This window comes from Mesorhizobium sp. M0028, from assembly GCF_040323855.1.
Classification (GTDB): Bacteria; Pseudomonadota; Alphaproteobacteria; order Rhizobiales; family Rhizobiaceae; genus Mesorhizobium.
Genome location: NZ_JAMYVG010000001.1, coordinates 937,533 through 954,827, shown reverse-complemented (window position 1 = coordinate 954,827; position 17,295 = coordinate 937,533). Strand labels below are relative to the sequence as shown.

The following is a 17,295-nucleotide window of genomic DNA, read 5'->3' as shown; positions in this document are numbered from 1 at the left end:
AAACCCCAAACAAGACGTCAAATCCCCCGCAAACAAGCGAACAACCGCCGCAACCCCGCCGCCGCAAGCTTTTGCTCATGACTGCGCAACAGGTCCACAAAGGGGAGAAGGAGAGACCGCCGGCGCCGTGGTTGCCGCAACTCCGCCGGCGGTCTATGTAAAGCCGCATGAGCGACACGACTTCACGCCTCTCCGGCTGGATGGACCTTGCCAACCCGACGCGGTTCGTCGGGCTGGTCGACAAGGTCGTGCCGTGGTTGGCGAGCGTGGCCGCCATCATCCTCGCTGTCGGTCTCTATATGAGCTTCACGGCGCCTGAGGATTTCCAGCAAGGCATCACCGTGTGCATCATGTATATCCACGTGCCTTTCGCCTGGCTTGCCATGATGTGCTACACGCTGATGGCGGTCTCGGCGCTTGGCACGCTGGTCTGGCGCCATCCGCTGGCCGACGTGGCGCTGAAATCGGCGGCACCCATCGGCGCCGTCTTCACCGCCCTTGCGCTGATCACCGGTTCGATCTGGGGCAAGCCGATGTGGGGCACCTGGTGGGTGTGGGACGCGCGGCTGACCTCGGTCTTCATCCTGTTCCTGATGTATCTCGGCATCATCGCGCTGACCCGAGCGCTCGACGATGCCGGGCGCGCCGCCTGGGCCGCCGCCATCATCACCCTGGTCGGCTTCATCAACATTCCGATCATCAAATTTTCGGTCGACTGGTGGAACACGCTGCATCAGCCGGCTTCGGTGTTCCGGCTTGGCGGGCCGACCATCGATCCAAGCCTGTTGTGGCCCTTGCTGGTGATGGCACTCGGCTTCACCGTGCTGTTCTTCGCGCTGCATCTGATGGCAATGCGCACCGAGATCCGCCGCCGCCGTGTCATTTCGATGCGCCGCGTCGCGGCAAGGCAAGCTGAACGGCAACCCGGCTGATCTTATCCGTCGAGTTTCTTCCCACCCCCCTCTGTCCTGCCGGACATCTCCCCCGCAAGGGGGGAGATCGGATGTTGCTTCTGCTTTCGCCAATTACCAACGTATCAAAGTGGGTGCGGGCGGCGGAGCTGCCAATCTCCCCCCTTGCGGGGGAGATGTCCGGCAGGACAGAGGGGGGTGCTGTCCCTCCGCCGTCCGGAAAATTCTATACATTAAAGCCTCCGCACGCGCTCCGGCCTGGTTCATCCCATCCGTCCTCGCGCCTTGACCGGCAAAGTCTCGATCACCTTGTCGCCTTCGATCAGATGCACCTCGTCGAACAGATTGGTGACGACGCAGCAATGGTCGGGCACGACGCGCACGCGCTCGCCGATGCGAAGCTCGGCGTCGCCTGACAGCGTGACGTTGCCGTGCTCTTCGCTGAGGCTGGTCACCCTTGCGCCTGAAATGCCCAGCAGCTCGCCGAAATCGGCGAGCCCCAGCGTGTCGCTGGACAGCGCCTTGCTGCCGGCGTCGAGGATGGCGCGTGTCGGCGTTGGACGGCTGACCACCGTCGACAGCACCGTCAGCGCGCAATCGTCGAGGCTGCCGACGCCTTTGGCGACTTGGTAGCGGTCGAGATAGATGTAGGTGCCAGGCCGGTATTCGGTAACGACGGAATGCTCGCCCGAGCGCCACATGTCGGGCGTGCCGCCGCTGGAGATACGCTCGCAGGCAAGGCCGGATGCGGCAAGTGCTTGCTGCGCATCGGCGAGCCACGCCTCGGTCTCTGCGGCGCGGCCCGCCCCCGGGTAGGTCATCAAGCCGCCGAAGACGAGCCCCCGGACCTTGTCGATCTCGCTCGCCAGCGCGACTGCCTCGCCGGCCGACTGCACACCGCAGCGGCCCATGCCGGTGTCGCATTCGACCAGCACCGGCAGGCGGTGGCCGGGATCGGTAAAGGTGGCGGCAAGTCCCATCAGCGTGTCCATGCTGTCCGTTGTCACCGACAGTGTTACGCGGCCGTGCAGCGCCTTGAGGCGCTCCAGCTTCGCCCGCCCGAGGATATTGTAGGGCAGAAAGATGTCGGTCAGGCCGGCGTCGGCCATGATTTCGGCCTCGCCGATCTTCTGGCAAGTGATGCCGACGGCGCCGGCCGCGATCTGCTTTTTTGCCCAGTAGGGCAGCTTGTGGGTCTTGATGTGCGGCCGGAGTTTCAGCCCGTGCCGGTCGGCATGGGCCTGCGCCCGCGCGATGTTGGCTTCGGCGCGGCCGGCATCGATCAGGATCGCCGGCGTATCGAGGTCGTCTATGCTGCGCATGGTCTCACCATCGGAAAATTGGTTGACCTTATGGCCCTGATCGGACCGCATGTCATGGGGCCAGCGACAGCAGTTTGCATCGACACCGAATTGACGTTCGGCTATTGCGTTAGCGCTCGCAAAGCGACGGGAAGGAACCACGATCATGAAACGCTCCGCCATCAACGACATCATCCGCGACGCCGACGCCTTCATCCGCTCGTTCGGCTACATCATGCCGCCCTTCGCCTACTGGAGCCCCGAAGAGATGAAGGCGCGCCGGCAGGATTCGTCGGCGATCTTCTCCTCCCGGCTCGGCTGGGACATCACCGATTATGGCCAGGAGAAGTTCGACGAGCTCGGCCTGTTCCTGTTCACCGTCCGCAACGGCCGCTACGAAGACATGAAGAAGGGCATGGGCATGCTCTATGCCGAGAAGATCATGATCTCGCGCAAGGACCAGCTGTCGCCGATGCATCGCCACAACATCAAGGCCGAAGACATCATCAACCGTGGCGGCGGCAAGCTGGTGCTGGAGCTGTTCATGCATGACCGCGATGGCGGCATCGACCCGAAGGCCGAAGTAACGGTGCCTGTCGACGGAACCATCCACAGGCTGCCTGCGGGTGGGCTGCTGAAGCTCGACCCAGGCCAGAGCGTGACGCTGCTGCCGGGCGTCTGGCACGCCTTCTGGGCCGAAGGCAAGGACGTGCTGATCGGCGAGGTTTCGACGGTCAACGACGATCTCACCGACAATGTCTTTCGCGAACCAATCGGCCGCTTCGCGGACATTGACGAGGACACAGCGCCGCTGCACCTGTTGGTGTCTGATTATGAGAACTGGGTGGGGTGAGAAGCGACGGGCGGTCTGGCCGGTTGGCAAAGTTTGCGCTATCTTTAGTCAATGGACCCTCCGCCTAATCAACGTGGGAACGTCGCCTGGTCGAAAAAACATTGAGGACTCGCCTGTTACGGCGAGTGCAGTTCTCAATTCTTCGGACAAAACTATATGATTTAACTGCTGCTCATCTCTTGCCAGATGAATACTGCCTAAGCAGTGCTCAAAGTGTACGTAAAAATTACAAGAAATTATATGTAAGACGTTACCTCCTTCCACCGCGCTGGCAACATCAGATCGTTCTGGATCTATGCAGCGAACCCGGCTGAGTGGCAGAACCCAAGAAAACTTGTTAGTCGTTCCGTCGCGGGCCACTAAGGTTATTGGATAAAATTGAACAAACTCTTGGGGCACGAATTTCAAAATTATTTCCTGCCACGTATCATCAACAGCCGGAGGGTTGCCAGTTGGTGGGCAGTGAAGGCTTTCAAAATTGATTAAATTGGATCTGGCACGAAGCACCGGCCGACCACGAGATTCCTCGATTGGTACGGAGGTCATCGCATCAACGGGGGTTACTGGAGAACCGTAGTCAAAAGTCGCCGGCTGAAACGACGTATCCAATCGATCGTACCAAACCCAAGCCATCGTAGTTCTCCAATAGAAGGGCTGCGAAAGCGAACCTACCGCTGATGCTTGTCGGCCCTGCGGTTGCCCAGCAGCAGCTTGCGTTCGAGATGTGCCCGCAACTCCCCATAATACGCCGTCAGGAACGCGCGCGCGTCATGGGCTTGGGGTGCCGCGCCGATCTTGCGTCCGATCGTCTCGGCAACCGTCCGCAGGGCGAAATAATCGTCGCGGCGCAGCACTTCCTCCAGTTTGTGGAGCTCGGCAATCCCGTAGGCGTCGAGCTGGGCGTGGCTGAACCGGAACGCGCCGGCCGCCGGATCCTGCCGTGCCGACAGATCTTCAAGCAAGGCGCGCTTCGGTGCCTCGACCACCCAGGTCCCTGCCAACAGGTCGCCGATCCGCATGCGGTCGCGATTGAAGAGCGGGAACAAGGCAAACAGCAGCGTCCACACCAGTCCGAACACCGTCGTCAGCGTGTCGGCAAGGTCGGTCCCGCTGCGTCCGACGATGATTGACAGCGGCAGGAACACCTCGATCTCGCGCATCAGGTTGCGGGCGATGACCTGGTCGATCGATAGGCCGTCTCCGCTGCGCGACGCAACCCGGATGCCGACGATCCGCTTGCCAGGCGTAGCCGCGCGCCGGCCCGCTTCGAAGACGATGAAATAGGCGTTGCGCAGAAAAAAGATCAGGATGATCCAGACGACGAAGAGCGGCTGAAACCCCTCGCTGCCAAGGCCTCCCACTCCGAACAGCGCGACGATCGTGATCACGATTGCAGCCACCGCGATGAACACGAAATCAAGGAGGAAGGCGGAGGCCCGGGTGCCGGCGTCGGCCAGCCTTATCCGAAGATCGACGCCCTCGGGCGTGATCAGCGGCCGTATAGCCGCGAAGGCGGCGCGTCTACCGATCGCCATGCCGCACCATCCGGAACAGGTAGAAGTAACCGATCCACAGCGCCAGCATGCCACCGCCAATGGCGTAGCGCGTGACGTCGCTGGTGATGGTCTGCCTGCCAATGCCCTCGAGCAGCCCGGCAAACAGCAGCATGACCGAGACCCCGACCATAGCATTCGCGGCGATGCGTCCGGCACGAGCCGCTGCCGCCATGCGTGTCAATTCGCCGGGAAAGGCGATGCTGGTGCCGATGCGCATGCCGGCCGCGCCGGCCAAAGCGATTGCGAACAATTCGGTGGTGCCGTGGATGGCCAGCCAGCCGCCGAGCTCCATGCCAAGTCCCTTGGACCAATAGACTTGGAACAACGCACCGATCATGCAGCCGTTGAACAGCATCAGCAGTACCGTCGGCACGGCGAAGGCAAAGCCGAGGGCGAAGGCCAGGATCGCGACCTGGACGTTGTGCGTGAACAGATAGGCGGCAAAGCCTGGGAGAAAGCCATTGTCGCCATCATAAAGCATGCTGCGCAGCAGTTCGGCCGAAGCATCTGGACCGCGGCCCCCTGCCAGGCTGGACGGGATGATCGCGTCGAACCAGCTCTTGTCGGATGCCACCAGCCAGGCGCCTGCACCAATGCCGATCACCATCAGCGCGACCGAAACCAATGTCTCGCGCCACAGGTCGCGAATGGCTTCGGGCCAGTCGTGCAGGAAGAAATCGGCGAGGCGCTGCCGCAGCCCGCGGCGTGCGCCATAGAGATAGAAATAACCGCGCAGCGACAGCGCTTCGAGATAGGCGACCAGCGCGTTGTCGAGCGAGGTCGCCCGCGCCACGGAAAGGGAAGACAGCGCCGATCGATAGAGTAGGGGCAGCGACAGCAGCTCCTCTTCGGAAAGCGTGCGCGGCGCACGCTTCTCGACACGCGCGAGAAGCGCCTCGAATGCTTTCCAGTCGGCCTCGCGCTCGCGGCGGAAGCTGGCCAGCGACTGGCGTACCGCGTCGCCACGTACCGCGTCGCCACGTACCGCACTGCCGGGTACTGGCGCCGTCACAACAGATCCTCCTGCTTGAACTGCAGATAACGCTCGACCAGCGCGGGACCCAGCCGATTGTGGTTGGCTTCGATGACATGCGCCCCGAGCAGCCGCAGCCGGCCGATGACGACCTGCCTTTCGCGCAAGAGCCCTCCGGCAACGACCGCGCGGGCAACGTCCTCGCCGGAGCGTGGCGGCATGTCGGCCAGGCCCTCCAGTTCGGTATCCTTCATCAGCATGAACAGCACCAGATGCCGTTCGGTGAGCCGGCCCACGGTGCGCAGCATCAATTCGGCACTGATCGGATCGACGAAATCGGTGAAGACGATGACCAGCGAACGGCGGTCGAGCCGTGCCGAAAGCGTGGTCAGCGCCAAGGTGAAGTTGGTCTCTTCACTGGAATAGTCGATCTCCGCCGCCCGTTTCTGGATCATCGCAAAGCTGGCGGGGCCGCGTACCGCGCCGCTCGAAACGCGCGGCCTTGCATCGAAGCCGAACAGGCTGACCATGTCGCCGCCCTTCAGCGCGATGAATGCCGACAGTAAGGCGGCCGTCACCGCCCGATCCACCTTCGGCACACCGTCGACCGGCTCGCACATCAGGCGTCCGCTATCGATGGCCAGCACGATATTGTTGTTCTCCTCGATGCGGAACTCGCGCGCCAAAAGCTTGCCGTGGCGGGCGCTGCGCTTCCAGTCGATCATCCGCCGGCCCATGCCCGGCTGGTAATCCTTGAGCGCGTCGAACTCGCGGCCTTGGCCGGCGCGGCGCTGCGCATGGCCTTCAGCGAGGGTCGCACGCTGCAGCAGCGTGAGCGCCTCGCCGCGGGCGCTGCTGACGTCGGGCAGCACCGCAACCTTGCTTTCCACCGGCAGCACGACCTGGTTCCAGACCAGCCCGAACGGCCCGCGCCAGCGCACCCAAAGACGGTCGAAGCTGGCGATCCCACGCCGCAGCGCCTGGAAGCGAAGGTCGAGCGACCCGCCTCCGGGGGTTGGCAGCAATGTCCCACCGCTGTCGCTCACCGGCGCCAGACGCGCATCGTGGCCGACGCGAGCCTCCGCGGCGCGCGGCCCCGAGTGACGGGCGGCGATTTGCACGCTGAACTCGCCGCCGACACCGACCTGCTGCGGCGCATCGATGCTGGCATTCAGCGATGCCCGCCCGCGTCCGGCCGCGGCATCCACCGCCAGGAAGGCAAGCAGCAGGCAGCTCCACAGCAATCCCAGATACCAGAACGACGGCAGTGCCAGCGCGACCAGGAAGGCCGGCACCGCGCCGGCCGCTGCTGCCCACACTGCTCGGCCGCTGGGATAGATCAACGTGGTGCTTCCGTCTGGTCGACCAGGTCGGAGACGATCTGCTCGACCAGGCGGCCGTCGATCTGGGCGGCAGGCGAAAGGATGACGCGATGGCGCAGCGCCGGCACTGCCAGCGCCTTGACGTCGTCGGGGATCACATAGGCGCGTCCGTCCAGCGCCGCCCGGGCACGCGCCGCCCGCGCCAGCATGGCGCCCGCGCGCGGGCTGGCCCCCACTTCCAGATCGGCATTTTCGCGCGTAGCCCGAACCAGCGCCGCGATATAGCCGACGACATCGTCGACGAGGGTGACGGAGCCGACGGTTGCAAGTGCCTCCTGCAGCGTCTCGCGGTCCGTCTGCGCCTCGATGCCATATTGCGCGATGTCGTGCGAGGCGGAGCCGCCGCCGTGATGGACGATGATGGCCCGTTCTTCCTCGGGGCCGGGATAGCTGACGCGGTGCTTGAACAGGAAGCGGTCGAGCTGTGCCTCGGGCAGCGGGTAGACGCCCTGGTGCTCGATCGGATTCTGGGTCGCGACGACCATGAAGTTGCGGCCGAGCGAATGCGTGGTGCCGTCGAACGTGACCGCATGTTCCTGCATCGCCTCGAGCAGTGCGGCCTGTGTCTTGGGTGGCGTGCGGTTGATTTCGTCGGCAAGCAGGAGATCGCAGAAGATCGGGCCGCGCGTCAGCGTGAACTGCCCGGTCTGGAAGTTGTAGATGTTCGACCCGACGATGTCGCCGGGCATCAGGTCCGGTGTGAACTGGATCCGCCCGTAGGCGACCCCAAGCGCTTGGGCGAAGCAGCGCGCGGTCATTGTCTTGGCCGTGCCGGGAGGGCCTTCGAGCAGGATATGCCCGCCTGCAAACAAGGCGGTCAGCATCAGGTCGACCGTATCGTGCTGCCCGGTAATCGCCTTGGCCACTTCTTCCCTGATCCGTGTCGCCAGGGCCTTGACATCATCGACGTTCACCGAGCCTCCTTGCTGTCCAGTCGTGCAGCCGCTCAGCTGCCTGTTGCATCTGCGCCAAGTTCTTGGCCTCGCCGGCGGCTTGCGAGCGCATCGTGAAGCCGCCAGCTTGCTCCTTATCGCGAGAGTCGAGCCAGTGGTCGAGCGCTGTGCCTTGCAACCCTTGCGGTGCCCCGAGCAGCGCGCCGGCGCGCACCCGCATCAAGGCCGCATAGCGGCTTCCCAGCTCGTCCAGCCGGCCGGCACGCCGCATGAGCATCGCCGTCGTATCGACCAGCGCACGCTTGCCGAAAGCAATTGCACGCTGGTCGGCACGCGGCGGGCCGAATCGGCCGAGGCCATGCAGGAACGCCAGCGCCGCAGCGACCAGGATCGTCAGTGTCAGCGCCAGGAAGGGCGGCTCGACCAGAAGCTTGGCCAGATCATACTTCCGCCCCGCGCCGTGCAGCGTCAGATCGAACATCACCGGCCCGTCGTCCGGCTGGAGCAAGGCGATCAGCCCGAGCGCCGCTGCCGCCTTGTCGGGATCCTTGAGGGCGGCGTTGTTGATCAGGTCGGGGTCGGTCAGGATATAGAACGGCTTGTTCTCCACTTGCGTCAGCACGGCCTGGCCTTTGCCGGCTGCAATGACCGGGTGTTCGTCCGCTACCCACTGCAATTCTTCGGGGGCGTTGACGAGCCTGCCGTCGATGTCGAGTTGCTTTGGCGTACTTTGGCCGGCACCAATCTTTGCATCGGCGATCCGGCCAAGCCACTCGTTCACCATCGAACCAGGCAATCGCCCGAATTTCATGTTCCAGCCTTCATGCTCCTGCAGCGGCAGGATCTGCCATTTGGGCAGCACGAAGAGCGTATTCTGGTCCTGACGAAGGTCGAGGATGTGGTCGAGAGCCTCCGGATCGCTGTCGAGCGAAATGGTGACGATCAGCAGCATGTCGGTGCCGAGATCGTCCTCAGTCCGCGCCATGAAGGGCGGTTCGCCGGTCAGCTTCAGCCATTCGGCCAGGCCGGCGTAGCCGACGCCGCTTTTCGACAGCGGCGTGGCGCCGCCATTGCCGGGTTGCCGGAAATCGGGAGCATAGGTGGACAGCAGGAAGAAACCGGCTGCCGCAAGCAGGCTGGCGAAAATCCCCCAAAACAGTGTCTTTCGATTGAACGGCTCCTGCGCCTCGACCGCCGTTGCGCTCACGTCCAGGCATCCCGGAAGGCGAACCGTTCATAGGCGCCACGTGCTTGCCGCCAGCCTTCCGCGCCGACCGGCCGCCGCGCGAACAGCGCGGCCTCGACAATGCGGGCGATCTCGGTAAAGGCATGGCGTGCCCTTCCCGGCAGGGAAGGGGCATTGGCGATGTCGCGCGCGGTGAGCGACGGGCGCAGGAAGTCCGGCAGCCGGCCGGCAATATCGGCGACGCTGCGCCGAAGCAAAAGGTGAACCGCTTCGTCATAGTCGCCGCGCGCGGCCAGCGTGTCGGCTTCCGACAGCAGGATCTGCGCGGCGCCGGCGTCGGGGCGCCAGGTCTCTTCGGCCTCGGCCTCGGGCCGCGCGCGCTGCCACGGCAGCCGCCAGGCGATGCCTTTCACCTCGAGGAAGACCAAAAGCAGGATGATTGCGGCGCCCGATATCACCGCCCCCCAGAACAGATAGATCATGTAGGGACCGAGCGATGACAAAAGATCGAGCAGCGGCTTCAGCCAGTCGGGCGGCTGGGGCGGCACATAGGCCGGCAGGTCGAACTGGATCGACTCATCGGCGATCAGCTGCTTGTGCAGATTGGTCAGCCATTCGGCTTCCGCTGTGCCTGGCTGTGCCACCGTCACCCGCTCCCCTGCAACCTGCAGTTCCCAGCCGACACTGACAATGCAGCACAAGAATTGCAAGTGGGCTGGACGCCCACGGTTAATCTTGGCAGAATTGCTATTAGGGCGCCGTGATACTGTTACGGCGAAACACGGGGGAAATCATGGCTTCAACGACACTGGAACGGCCTGAGAAATTCGAGATCGGCAGAGTGTTCAACAACAGCTTCGCCGTGATCGGCCGCAACATCGGCTTATGCCTTGGGCTCGCGCTGCTGTTTTCAGGCTTGCCGGCGATTATTCTTCGGCTGTGGAGCCAACCGCAACTAGATGCGGTTCTGCAGGGCGACCCCGGCGCCGCGGCCGATCCCTCGATGATGTTTCAGAATTCATGGATTACGGTTATTGCGGGATTGCTATCCTTCGTTTTCGCGCTGCTGCTCCAGTCGGCGCTGGTGCGGGCAACGATCGAGGACTTGAACGGCAAGCGGCCGACCTTTGGCGACTGTATTCAGATAGCCATCCGCAATTTGCTGCCGACCCTTGGTATTGGCCTGCTCGTCGCCCTGGGTGCGGGCCTGGCGTCGATAGCCTTGCTGGTTCCCGGCATCATCTTGTGGCTCGGATGGTGCGTGGCGGTGCCGGTTCTGATCCAGGAGCGGCTTGGCGTGTTCGGTTCGATGTCTCGCAGCCGCGTCCTGACCAAGGGCAACCGCTGGCCGCTATTTGGCCTCTTCCTGATCCTGATGATCATCGCGATGGTCATCCAGTGGGTGATGCTGGCAGTCATCGTCATGTTGGGTGGGATCATTGCCGATGTGGCGGCAGCCTTGGTGTCGACCGTACTGTCGATGGTGCTGTCGGTGGCCACGGCGGTCAGCTATGTCGAGCTGCGTCAGGTCAAGGAAGGCACCAGCGTCGAAGAACTGTCGCAAATCTTCTCCTGAGGACGGGTGGAGGCTTTTCACCGACGGCTCGGCTCTCGCATTGCGCTACTGAGCCGAGCTTGTTCACAAAGCCTTTGTCTGCGCCGGTAACGCTGTGGCCAGCCGCTTCGCCCATTCCTCGATGCCGGAGCGGCCCGCCAGCAAATCCTGCCTGATCTCGATGAGGATTGCGGGAATGCCGCGATCGTCGCCATGGACCGGTATGGCATAGTCGCCGTCGCGGCTGATCACATAGGGCTCGTTTGCCGCGGCGTTGAGCGCACTGTCGGCGCGCAGGCCGGCAAGCACTGCCTGGCCGAAATCGACTGCCCGATCGTAAAGCACGCCGGCGTGCCAGGGCCTGCCGACACCGAGGTAGACCGGCGTGAAGGAGTGAATCGCCGCGATCCGCGTCGCTCTGCCCTGCCTCGCCCGGTCGTCGAGATGGGCGGCCACGCGGTTATGAAACGGCGTGAACATGATTTCGGCACGCCGGCTTCGTTCCTCCGGATCGAGGCCGACATTGCCGGGGATGTCAATGTCTTCCGACAGTACCGGAATGCTGCCACTGGAACCCAGCGGCCGGTTGGGATCAATCAAAAGCCGCGAATAGGAGCTGAGGAAGGCCGGAGCATCGAGCAGCTTCGACAGAGCGCGGGTCACTTCGGCGGCGCCGATGTCCCAGGCGATATGGCGCTGCAAATGGCTGCTGTCGAGACCGAGCCGCGCATACTCGGCCGGGATGTGATTGGACGCGTGCTCGCATATCAGAACGATATCGGAACGCCCCGTTTCGTTTATCGCTTCGACCGCGGGTGGCCAACCCTGAGGCTGGATGGCGTTGGCAAGCGGCTCAGCCATCAATAGAGCGTCCGGTAGAGATCGCAGACCGCCACTGGATCGAGACCGGCGAGGCGCTCGGTCTCATGCCGCTTGAGGCCGACAAAGGTCTCGACGAACACCGGCGCGAACCATCCGGTGACCGTCTTGTCGGCAACGAGCGCGTCGAGTGCCGCCGGCAGCGTTTCCGGCAGCCGTACGAGGCCAAGCTTCTTGCGTTCGGCGGCGCTCATCTGCGTCGGGTCGCCGGTGACCAGCGGCGACGCCGGCAGCTTGGCCTTCAGCCCTTCCAGCCCGGCGCGCACGATCGCCGCCAGCGACAGATAGGGATTGCCGGTGGCGTCGGCTGCCCGGTATTCGATGTTGTACTGCCGCGCCGGATCGCGCCCGCCGATGGTCACCGTCGGGCAGATGCGTAAGGACGCCTCGCGGTCGCGATCGGCAAGCCAGGTGTAGGACGAACTCCAGCTATGCGGCTTCAGCCGGTAGTAGGACGACACACTCGCCGCCGTCATGGCGGTGATCGCGGGCAGGTGGCGCAGCACGCCGGCGCAGAACGAAGCGGTCCGGCTGGAAAGACCGCCCGGCTGGGCCGGATCGTAGGTCGCCGGCTTGCCGGCCTCGTCGACGAAACTGAAATGGATGTGGACGCCGTTGCCGACGGCATCCGGCGCGATCTTGGGCGCGAAGCTCGCCCGCCAGCCGGCACATCGCGCGACTTCGCGCGTGATCTCACGGATGGCGACCGCCCGATCGGCCGCGGCGAGCGCATCGGCTGGCTCGCATGTCACCTCGAATTGGTCGGTGCCGAATTCGGCGATCACCACTTCCGGCGCGACGCCGGCTTCCGCTAGCGCCGCCATCAGATTGGCGGCAAACGGATCGGCGCGGCGCAATGCGGCCAACGACATCGAATGAGCCGGCCCAAAGTCGCCCTCGATATGGAATTCATGCTCGAACGCGGCGATGACGGAAAGCCCGGTCGCCGCCTTCAACTCCGCCAGCGCATCGCTCAGCATGGTCCGCGTACAGCCGACCCACGGGCTGCCGTCCAGTTCGACGATGTTGCCGGCGACCATGTCGAACGGTGTCGGCGATCCGGTCAGCGCCGTGCGAAACCGCGCGTTGAGATCGGGAATGAGCCGCACATCGCCGGACGAGCCCCAGGGATTGGGGTCGACGATGGAATTGAAGGGCGTCAGCGACAGATTGGCCTGCAGCCAGCCGACGCCGGTCGCGGCGATCTTCTGCAGCTTGCTTTCGACGACGGAGCGGCCGCGCGTGATCGCCGAAAGGTCGGTGGTGACGACGGCAACGAGCGGTTCGACGGTCGATGTCATGTAGCTTTTCCCAAGGCTTCGAAACGGGCAGTAATGATGGCGGTGTCGGCGATCCAGCAATAGCCGCCGAACGCCTCGAGCGCGCCATCATGGCGCTCCTGCGAGGCGGCGGCGCAAGCGTCCGATACGCAGGTGACGAGGTAGCCGCGATCGGCGGCATCGCGCACCGCCATGTCGACGCACTGGTCGGTCATAATGCCGGCGACGATCAGGTAACGCACGCCGAGGTTTTTCAGGACATAGTCGATGTTGGTTGAGTTGAAGACGCCCGACGATGTCTTCGGCAGCATGATCTCGTCGCCGACCGGCGCCAGCGACGGCACCGGCAGGCCCTCCGGCCGGCTCGGCGCGATATGGATCGGCGTCAGCTTGTGGTCGAGCGAGCGGTCGCGGCCGTCTTGGGTCAGGCTCTGGATGATGGTGTGGATCACCTCGACGCCGTTGGCCCGCGCCGCGGCCAGCAGGCGCTCCTGGTTGGGGATCGTTTGCGACGCCGTCTGCCGGTAGAAATAGTGATCGGGGCCGCGCTCCGGATGGGCCGGATCGGCGCCGGGCTCCAGCCAGACGCGCTGCATGTCGACTAGCAGCAGCGCGGTTTCGCCGGCCCGGAACGGCTCGTTTCGTTTCGGCAATGCTGGAGTCATGCGTGGGGTCCTGTGTTGCTGGTCACAATCCGGCTGATTTAGCTGATTTTGGTCCACACGTCCTGCATGGTGGACACACTTATTGGGAGTATTCGAAGTTGCTAATTTGAGTTAAACTTTGTTTTCGGGCGTGGAGACGGGGGTCTCTGGCATGATCGATTCAGACGTGTTCGACTTTGTCGAACGCTGCAGGAAGCACACAGCTACCGGGCCGCTTCTGGGCGACCTGCTCGAAACCGTGCGAAATCTCGGCTTCGAGCACCTAATCCTGAGCGGGGTGCCGCTCGGTGGCCAGAAGCTTGCACCGATGGTCGAACTGAATGGCTGGCCGGCCGGCTGGTTCGAGCGCTATGTCGAGGCCGAGCATGCCGCCGTCGACGGCGTTTGCATCTACTCGGCAAAGACTTTGAAGCCGTTCCTGTGGTCCGAAGTCCCGGCAAAGTGGTCGGATACGGAGGGCTCACGACGCGTCGCCGGCGAGGCGACGGAGTTTGGCATCTGTAGCGGCTTCGCTGTGCCGATGCTCAGCGTTCACCATTGGCAATCCGTGCTGTCGTTTGCGTCTTCCGCGAAGTCCTGCACCCTCTCGCCGCGCCATCAGGTGCAACTGGTGACCATGGCGGTATACGCGGGCATGTCGATCCAGGCGTTGTCGAATGACGATGACGACGACGAAGGCCTGCTGACCGACCGGGAAAAAGAGGTGCTCTTGTGGGCCGCGGCCGGCAAGACGTCATCGGAAACCTCGCAGATCCTTGGGCTGACCGAGCGCACGGTCAAATGGCATTCGACACGGGCTCGCGAGGCTTTTGGTGTCGGCACGACCACGCAAGCGGTCGTCGAAGCAGTGCGCCGGCGCCTGATCCATCCCTAAAAACGCGTCAACTGTCCCATCGGACAGGTGACGTATATTAGCGCGACTGCAAATATCCCTGCGAGAAACGATCGGGGGATCGCGCCATGATAACGGCCCACGTAGTCAATGCGCATAACAAGCATCTCTACGAAAACGAATTCGACGAATTTCTGCGCCGGCGGCACGATTTCTTCGTGCATCAAAAACGTTGGCGCCCTCCGAGCCCGGATGGTCGCGAACTGGATCAATTCGATACAGACGCGGCGACATACCTGCTTGGTATTGAAGATGGTCGCGTGGTGACCTCGGCTCGATTGATCCCAACGAGCGAGCCGCACATGGTCTCGGAGGTTTTTTCTCACATGTGCGAAAAATCGGGCGTCCCAAGGCGCCCCGATTGGGCCGAATGGACCCGCACATTCGTCGTTCCCGATAAGCGAACTGCTGGACTGAGGGGCACGCTGACGCAGCTGTGCTGCGCAGTGATGGAATACGCTCTCGACGAGGGCCTCAGCGCCGTTGGCGGCGTCCAGGAAACCTACTTCATGCCGCACCATGGTGCGCTGAAGTGGCGCGCCGAGCCAATGGGCATGGCCAGGGAAGAAAACGGCGAATGGTACATCGTTGCGTATATCGATGTGAATGAGGCGGCGCTGGCGAGCGTGCGGAAGATACTTCGTATCAACAATTCTCTGCTGGTCCGGCGCGGAGCCCAGCCTTCATTTCTCCGTTGGCCCGAGAGGCGCTTGGAGGTCGCCTGATGAGCTCAAGTGGACCATCCTTAGAAGGGGATCGCGTAAAAGTATTTTTGTCAACGAGGCATGCAGCAACGACGAAGGAGGAAGACCATGCAACCCGCATTGATAATCGCAAGTTCTTGTATTGCTTTGCTTAGTATCTTTTCGATCCCCGGTCGTGCTACGGAGCTGAAGATGTCGACGCCTAGCGAGATGGCATTCAATATGCCTGATCTCAAGGGCGCCCCAGGCGGAAACTCTTTGATTCTTGTTGGGTCCAAAACTTGCACTAAGCCTGACGGAACAACCAGCACGTGTGATAAAACGTGCAACGCAGGCGAAACCTTCTATGGTAACTGCGACTCTAACGGAAACGCCACCTGCGAATGCCGCAACAACTGACGTTACGCTCCGCTTGGCGATACAAGCTTTACATATTAGCGGCTGCATTGCGTCGTTAGTAGCGCCGTCTTGATGATGTGCCCCTTTGAAGCTTGCCGCTGAAGACGACCGTCGCCAACTGTGCAAGGAGGAAACTGTGGCTCCTTTAAAGTTTCTTGCGCCTCTTGCTGGGATCATCTCTTTTGTCTCATCAGAAGTGGCTTACGCCGACAACGGGCAACACTTCGTCTCACGGCGGTACTATTGCAGCTCGGCCGAGAAACTTGATGCTGGCGATCAGACGATTTCTGCTGATGGGCCGTCATGCGAAGCTTCGCGTCAGGCGATCGCAGAAAGCGTAGCGCGGTCTGGAGGGGATGTGTGCAGAGCATTCGATCAGGACTGGTTTTGGAATAGACGATCTGAGGAAATACAAGCAAGTGGGAGTTGCGCACCGCAATAGCTTAGCGGGGACGATTTGGCCCCTATCGCGCGGGTGTGGGACGAGGTTGTTGCTACCCATTTACACGTCCTTGGGAGCGCAGGAGATTGCCGGCACTCTAGGTTTGCATAGGACGAACATCGTCAAGACAAGAGATGCAGAGATCCGCAATATCTTCTTGCTATGAGAGGTGGTTACTATGAACGCTGAATGGAAGAATAAAAAAATCAAGATCCTGATTTACTCCATGGCTGCAACCGTGTGCTTGGGAGCAAGTCTTGGCTCGGCGCTTGCCGGGTCGTGCTCCGGGAATGCATGCGCGGATATCCAGCTTCAAAAGCGCGCCGACGGCTGCATGGTTTTTCACAATAGTGGAAGCAAACAAGTGAAGATTGAGCATCACGTCGGCGGAGTAGGAATTGGCATAGCATATGCTAATTCAGATTTCGCTCTAAAAGCAATAGAGGGCTATTGCATGACGGGCTTTGATGCTGACTATACAGCTAACTACGTATAAAGCATCCGGATTCCCGATTCCGATTACGGTGACAGATTGCGGTGACAGTGCACTACTTTCTTTCGCCGCCTGCCTCGTTTCCGGGTTTTCATGGCTTTGCCGATTTGTCGGCGATGCTCTCGGCCGAAGGGGGGAGCATCGAAGATCGCGACGTCGGCGACACGGCAATGCTCGATGAGTATGCGGGCGGCTAAAAGTGCACTGTCGCCGTAATTCCTGATAATGGCGGCCAGGCTGACTGCTGCTCAATGGCCACCTGCGAATGCCGGAACAACTGACGTTGCGCTCCGCTTGGCGATACAGAGTTTAAATATTAAGTTCCGCATTTGTCCCACCTTTAAGGTTCGATGCGCATACCGCACCGGTAAAATCAAAACGTCGTCTGAACCCATACTGCACAAGGAGAGTTGTTATGAAAAGAAACAGCCTTATTGCTTTGCCGCTAGTATTTGCTACGCTTGCTTTCGCCGGTCCTGCTGCTGCGGATTATACCAAACGGGTTTGCGGCGGCGAGGATCAAGCGAATGGTTGCCCTGTATCTACTGACATAATGGTGGGATGTAATCCATCACCGGCGGATGCCGTAAGGGCCGCATGCACGATCATCAGCAACGGTCAGGAAAAGGTATTGGATGGCCACGCTGATCGTCAGGGTAGTCATGGAGGTGGCAGCTGTGGTTACACATGGTATCTCGTGACGTGCATGGAACATTAGTCGGAAAATATTCCGGCCAATCAGGAGGGCGCGTTCCATTTCCAATGGAGGCAACAATGAGGAAGCTTGTATGTTCCGGCTTCTTGCTGCTGGCATCTTTGCAGTTCGCAGCGGCCGAGACTCCTAGTGTATCGTCGCCTGATTCAATAACCATCGAAGAGGGCGAGCAGTGCGTGAAAACCCCAGGGAAGCTAAAATGCAGGTGGGATGGGC

The 17,295-nt window shown here is 62.0% G+C and carries 18 protein-coding genes; 8 read left to right on the top strand and 10 right to left on the bottom strand.

The window, feature by feature from the left end; translation table 11 throughout:
• The first annotated feature begins 167 nt into the window (after nt 1–167).
• Entirely contained in the window at nt 168–932 is a 765-nt protein-coding gene (locus tag NKJ93_RS04945) for a heme ABC transporter permease (protein ID WP_352587893.1), read from the top strand.
• A 242-nt stretch (nt 933–1,174) separates the two neighbouring features.
• On the opposite strand, the gene NKJ93_RS04940 is transcribed toward NKJ93_RS04945, so the two are convergent.
• Nucleotides 1,175–2,233 carry a D-TA family PLP-dependent enzyme gene (locus NKJ93_RS04940; protein ID WP_352587891.1) on the bottom strand — a complete coding sequence of 353 codons (1,059 nt, stop codon included), beginning with the start codon at nt 2,231–2,233 and terminating at the stop codon, nt 1,175–1,177.
• A gap of 145 nt (nt 2,234–2,378) precedes the next feature.
• On the opposite strand from NKJ93_RS04940, the gene NKJ93_RS04935 reads away from it, so the two are divergent.
• Entirely contained in the window at nt 2,379–3,065 is a 687-nt protein-coding gene (locus NKJ93_RS04935) for a D-lyxose/D-mannose family sugar isomerase (protein WP_352481262.1), read from the top strand.
• Nucleotides 3,066–3,733: 668 nt separating this feature from the next.
• Here NKJ93_RS04935 and NKJ93_RS04930 read toward each other — a convergent pair.
• Genes NKJ93_RS04930 through NKJ93_RS04905 form a run of 6 tightly spaced genes read right to left on the bottom strand, consistent with a single transcriptional unit; the run spans nt 3,734 to nt 9,699 of the window.
• Nucleotides 3,734–4,600 carry an RDD family protein gene (locus NKJ93_RS04930; RefSeq protein WP_352587889.1) on the bottom strand — a complete coding sequence of 289 codons (867 nt, stop codon included), beginning with the start codon at nt 4,598–4,600 and terminating at the stop codon, nt 3,734–3,736.
• Nucleotides 4,587–5,633, bottom strand: a complete 1,047-nt coding sequence (locus NKJ93_RS04925; RefSeq protein ID WP_352587887.1) for a stage II sporulation protein M — start codon at nt 5,631–5,633, stop codon at nt 4,587–4,589. The genes NKJ93_RS04930 and NKJ93_RS04925 overlap by 14 nt, the downstream gene beginning before the upstream one ends.
• On the bottom strand, nt 5,630–6,937 hold the full coding sequence (locus NKJ93_RS04920) for a DUF58 domain-containing protein (RefSeq protein WP_352587884.1): 1,308 nt from the start codon (nt 6,935–6,937) through the stop codon (nt 5,630–5,632). Before NKJ93_RS04920 ends, NKJ93_RS04925 begins: the two co-directional genes overlap by 4 nt.
• Nucleotides 6,934–7,890, bottom strand: coding sequence for an AAA family ATPase (locus NKJ93_RS04915; protein ID WP_352587881.1), 957 nt, complete (start codon nt 7,888–7,890; stop codon nt 6,934–6,936). The genes NKJ93_RS04920 and NKJ93_RS04915 overlap by 4 nt, the downstream gene beginning before the upstream one ends.
• Nucleotides 7,877–9,076: a DUF4350 domain-containing protein gene (locus tag NKJ93_RS04910; protein ID WP_352587878.1), complete on the bottom strand. Its 1,200-nt coding sequence runs from the start codon at nt 9,074–9,076 to the stop codon at nt 7,877–7,879. The genes NKJ93_RS04915 and NKJ93_RS04910 overlap by 14 nt, the downstream gene beginning before the upstream one ends.
• Nucleotides 9,073–9,699 (bottom strand): DUF4129 domain-containing protein, encoded by a 627-nt coding sequence (locus tag NKJ93_RS04905; protein ID WP_352587875.1) that lies wholly within the window; start codon nt 9,697–9,699, stop codon nt 9,073–9,075. The genes NKJ93_RS04910 and NKJ93_RS04905 overlap by 4 nt, the downstream gene beginning before the upstream one ends.
• A 149-nt stretch (nt 9,700–9,848) precedes the next feature.
• Between NKJ93_RS04905 and NKJ93_RS04900 the strand changes: the two genes are divergently transcribed.
• The gene (locus tag NKJ93_RS04900; RefSeq protein ID WP_352587872.1) at nt 9,849–10,631 is read left to right on the top strand and encodes a hypothetical protein; all 783 of its coding nucleotides are present in this window, start codon (nt 9,849–9,851) and stop codon (nt 10,629–10,631) included.
• A 63-nt stretch (nt 10,632–10,694) separates the two neighbouring features.
• Here NKJ93_RS04900 and NKJ93_RS04895 read toward each other — a convergent pair whose 3' ends face one another.
• The 3 genes from NKJ93_RS04895 to NKJ93_RS04885 are packed head-to-tail and all read right to left on the bottom strand — an operon-like array spanning nt 10,695 to nt 13,434.
• Entirely contained in the window at nt 10,695–11,471 is a 777-nt protein-coding gene (locus NKJ93_RS04895; RefSeq protein WP_352587869.1) for an N-formylglutamate amidohydrolase, read from the bottom strand.
• Nucleotides 11,471–12,790: a type I glutamate--ammonia ligase gene (locus NKJ93_RS04890; protein ID WP_352587866.1), complete on the bottom strand. Its 1,320-nt coding sequence runs from the start codon at nt 12,788–12,790 to the stop codon at nt 11,471–11,473. Before NKJ93_RS04890 ends, NKJ93_RS04895 begins: the two co-directional genes overlap by 1 nt.
• On the bottom strand, nt 12,787–13,434 hold the full coding sequence (locus NKJ93_RS04885) for a cysteine hydrolase family protein (protein WP_023717228.1): 648 nt from the start codon (nt 13,432–13,434) through the stop codon (nt 12,787–12,789). Before NKJ93_RS04885 ends, NKJ93_RS04890 begins: the two co-directional genes overlap by 4 nt.
• Before the next feature lie 151 nt (nt 13,435–13,585).
• On the opposite strand from NKJ93_RS04885, the gene NKJ93_RS04880 reads away from it, so the two are divergent.
• The 5 genes from NKJ93_RS04880 to NKJ93_RS04860 all read left to right on the top strand — a co-directional run bounded on the left by NKJ93_RS04880 (nt 13,586) and on the right by NKJ93_RS04860 (nt 17,082).
• Complete coding sequence (locus NKJ93_RS04880; RefSeq protein WP_352587863.1) at nt 13,586–14,308, top strand: LuxR family transcriptional regulator; 723 nt, start codon at nt 13,586–13,588, stop codon at nt 14,306–14,308.
• An 86-nt stretch (nt 14,309–14,394) separates the two neighbouring features.
• Nucleotides 14,395–15,051 (top strand): acyl-homoserine-lactone synthase, encoded by a 657-nt coding sequence (locus NKJ93_RS04875; RefSeq protein ID WP_352587860.1) that lies wholly within the window; start codon nt 14,395–14,397, stop codon nt 15,049–15,051.
• A 998-nt stretch (nt 15,052–16,049) separates the two neighbouring features.
• Nucleotides 16,050–16,367, top strand: a complete 318-nt coding sequence (locus NKJ93_RS04870; protein WP_352587858.1) for a hypothetical protein — start codon at nt 16,050–16,052, stop codon at nt 16,365–16,367.
• Nucleotides 16,368–16,408: 41 nt separating this feature from the next.
• A complete protein-coding gene (locus NKJ93_RS04865) occupies nt 16,409–16,561 on the top strand; it encodes a hypothetical protein (protein ID WP_352587855.1) in 153 nt (50 codons plus the stop codon).
• A gap of 218 nt (nt 16,562–16,779) precedes the next feature.
• A complete protein-coding gene (locus tag NKJ93_RS04860) occupies nt 16,780–17,082 on the top strand; it encodes a hypothetical protein (protein ID WP_352587852.1) in 303 nt (100 codons plus the stop codon).
• The last annotated feature ends 213 nt before the right edge of the window (nt 17,083–17,295 follow it).

Excerpts from the sequence above, each read along its gene's own strand:
- NKJ93_RS04900 (WP_352587872.1), top strand. The coding sequence starts at position 9,849 with ATGGCTTCAACGACACTGGAACGGCCTGAGAAATTCGAGATCGGCAGA.
- NKJ93_RS04875 (WP_352587860.1), top strand. The coding sequence starts at position 14,395 with ATGATAACGGCCCACGTAGTCAATGCGCATAACAAGCATCTCTACGAA.
- NKJ93_RS04860 (WP_352587852.1), top strand. The coding sequence starts at position 16,780 with ATGAAAAGAAACAGCCTTATTGCTTTGCCGCTAGTATTTGCTACGCTT.
- NKJ93_RS04880 (WP_352587863.1), top strand. The coding sequence starts at position 13,586 with ATGATCGATTCAGACGTGTTCGACTTTGTCGAACGCTGCAGGAAGCAC.
- NKJ93_RS04870 (WP_352587858.1), top strand. The coding sequence starts at position 16,050 with ATGAACGCTGAATGGAAGAATAAAAAAATCAAGATCCTGATTTACTCC.
- NKJ93_RS04935 (WP_352481262.1), top strand. The coding sequence starts at position 2,379 with ATGAAACGCTCCGCCATCAACGACATCATCCGCGACGCCGACGCCTTC.
- NKJ93_RS04945 (WP_352587893.1), top strand. The coding sequence starts at position 168 with ATGAGCGACACGACTTCACGCCTCTCCGGCTGGATGGACCTTGCCAAC.
- NKJ93_RS04895 (WP_352587869.1), bottom strand. The coding sequence starts at position 11,471 with ATGGCTGAGCCGCTTGCCAACGCCATCCAGCCTCAGGGTTGGCCACCC.
- NKJ93_RS04890 (WP_352587866.1), bottom strand. The coding sequence starts at position 12,790 with ATGACATCGACCGTCGAACCGCTCGTTGCCGTCGTCACCACCGACCTT.
- NKJ93_RS04930 (WP_352587889.1), bottom strand. The coding sequence starts at position 4,600 with ATGGCGATCGGTAGACGCGCCGCCTTCGCGGCTATACGGCCGCTGATC.
- NKJ93_RS04885 (WP_023717228.1), bottom strand. The coding sequence starts at position 13,434 with ATGACTCCAGCATTGCCGAAACGAAACGAGCCGTTCCGGGCCGGCGAA.
- NKJ93_RS04940 (WP_352587891.1), bottom strand. The coding sequence starts at position 2,233 with ATGCGCAGCATAGACGACCTCGATACGCCGGCGATCCTGATCGATGCC.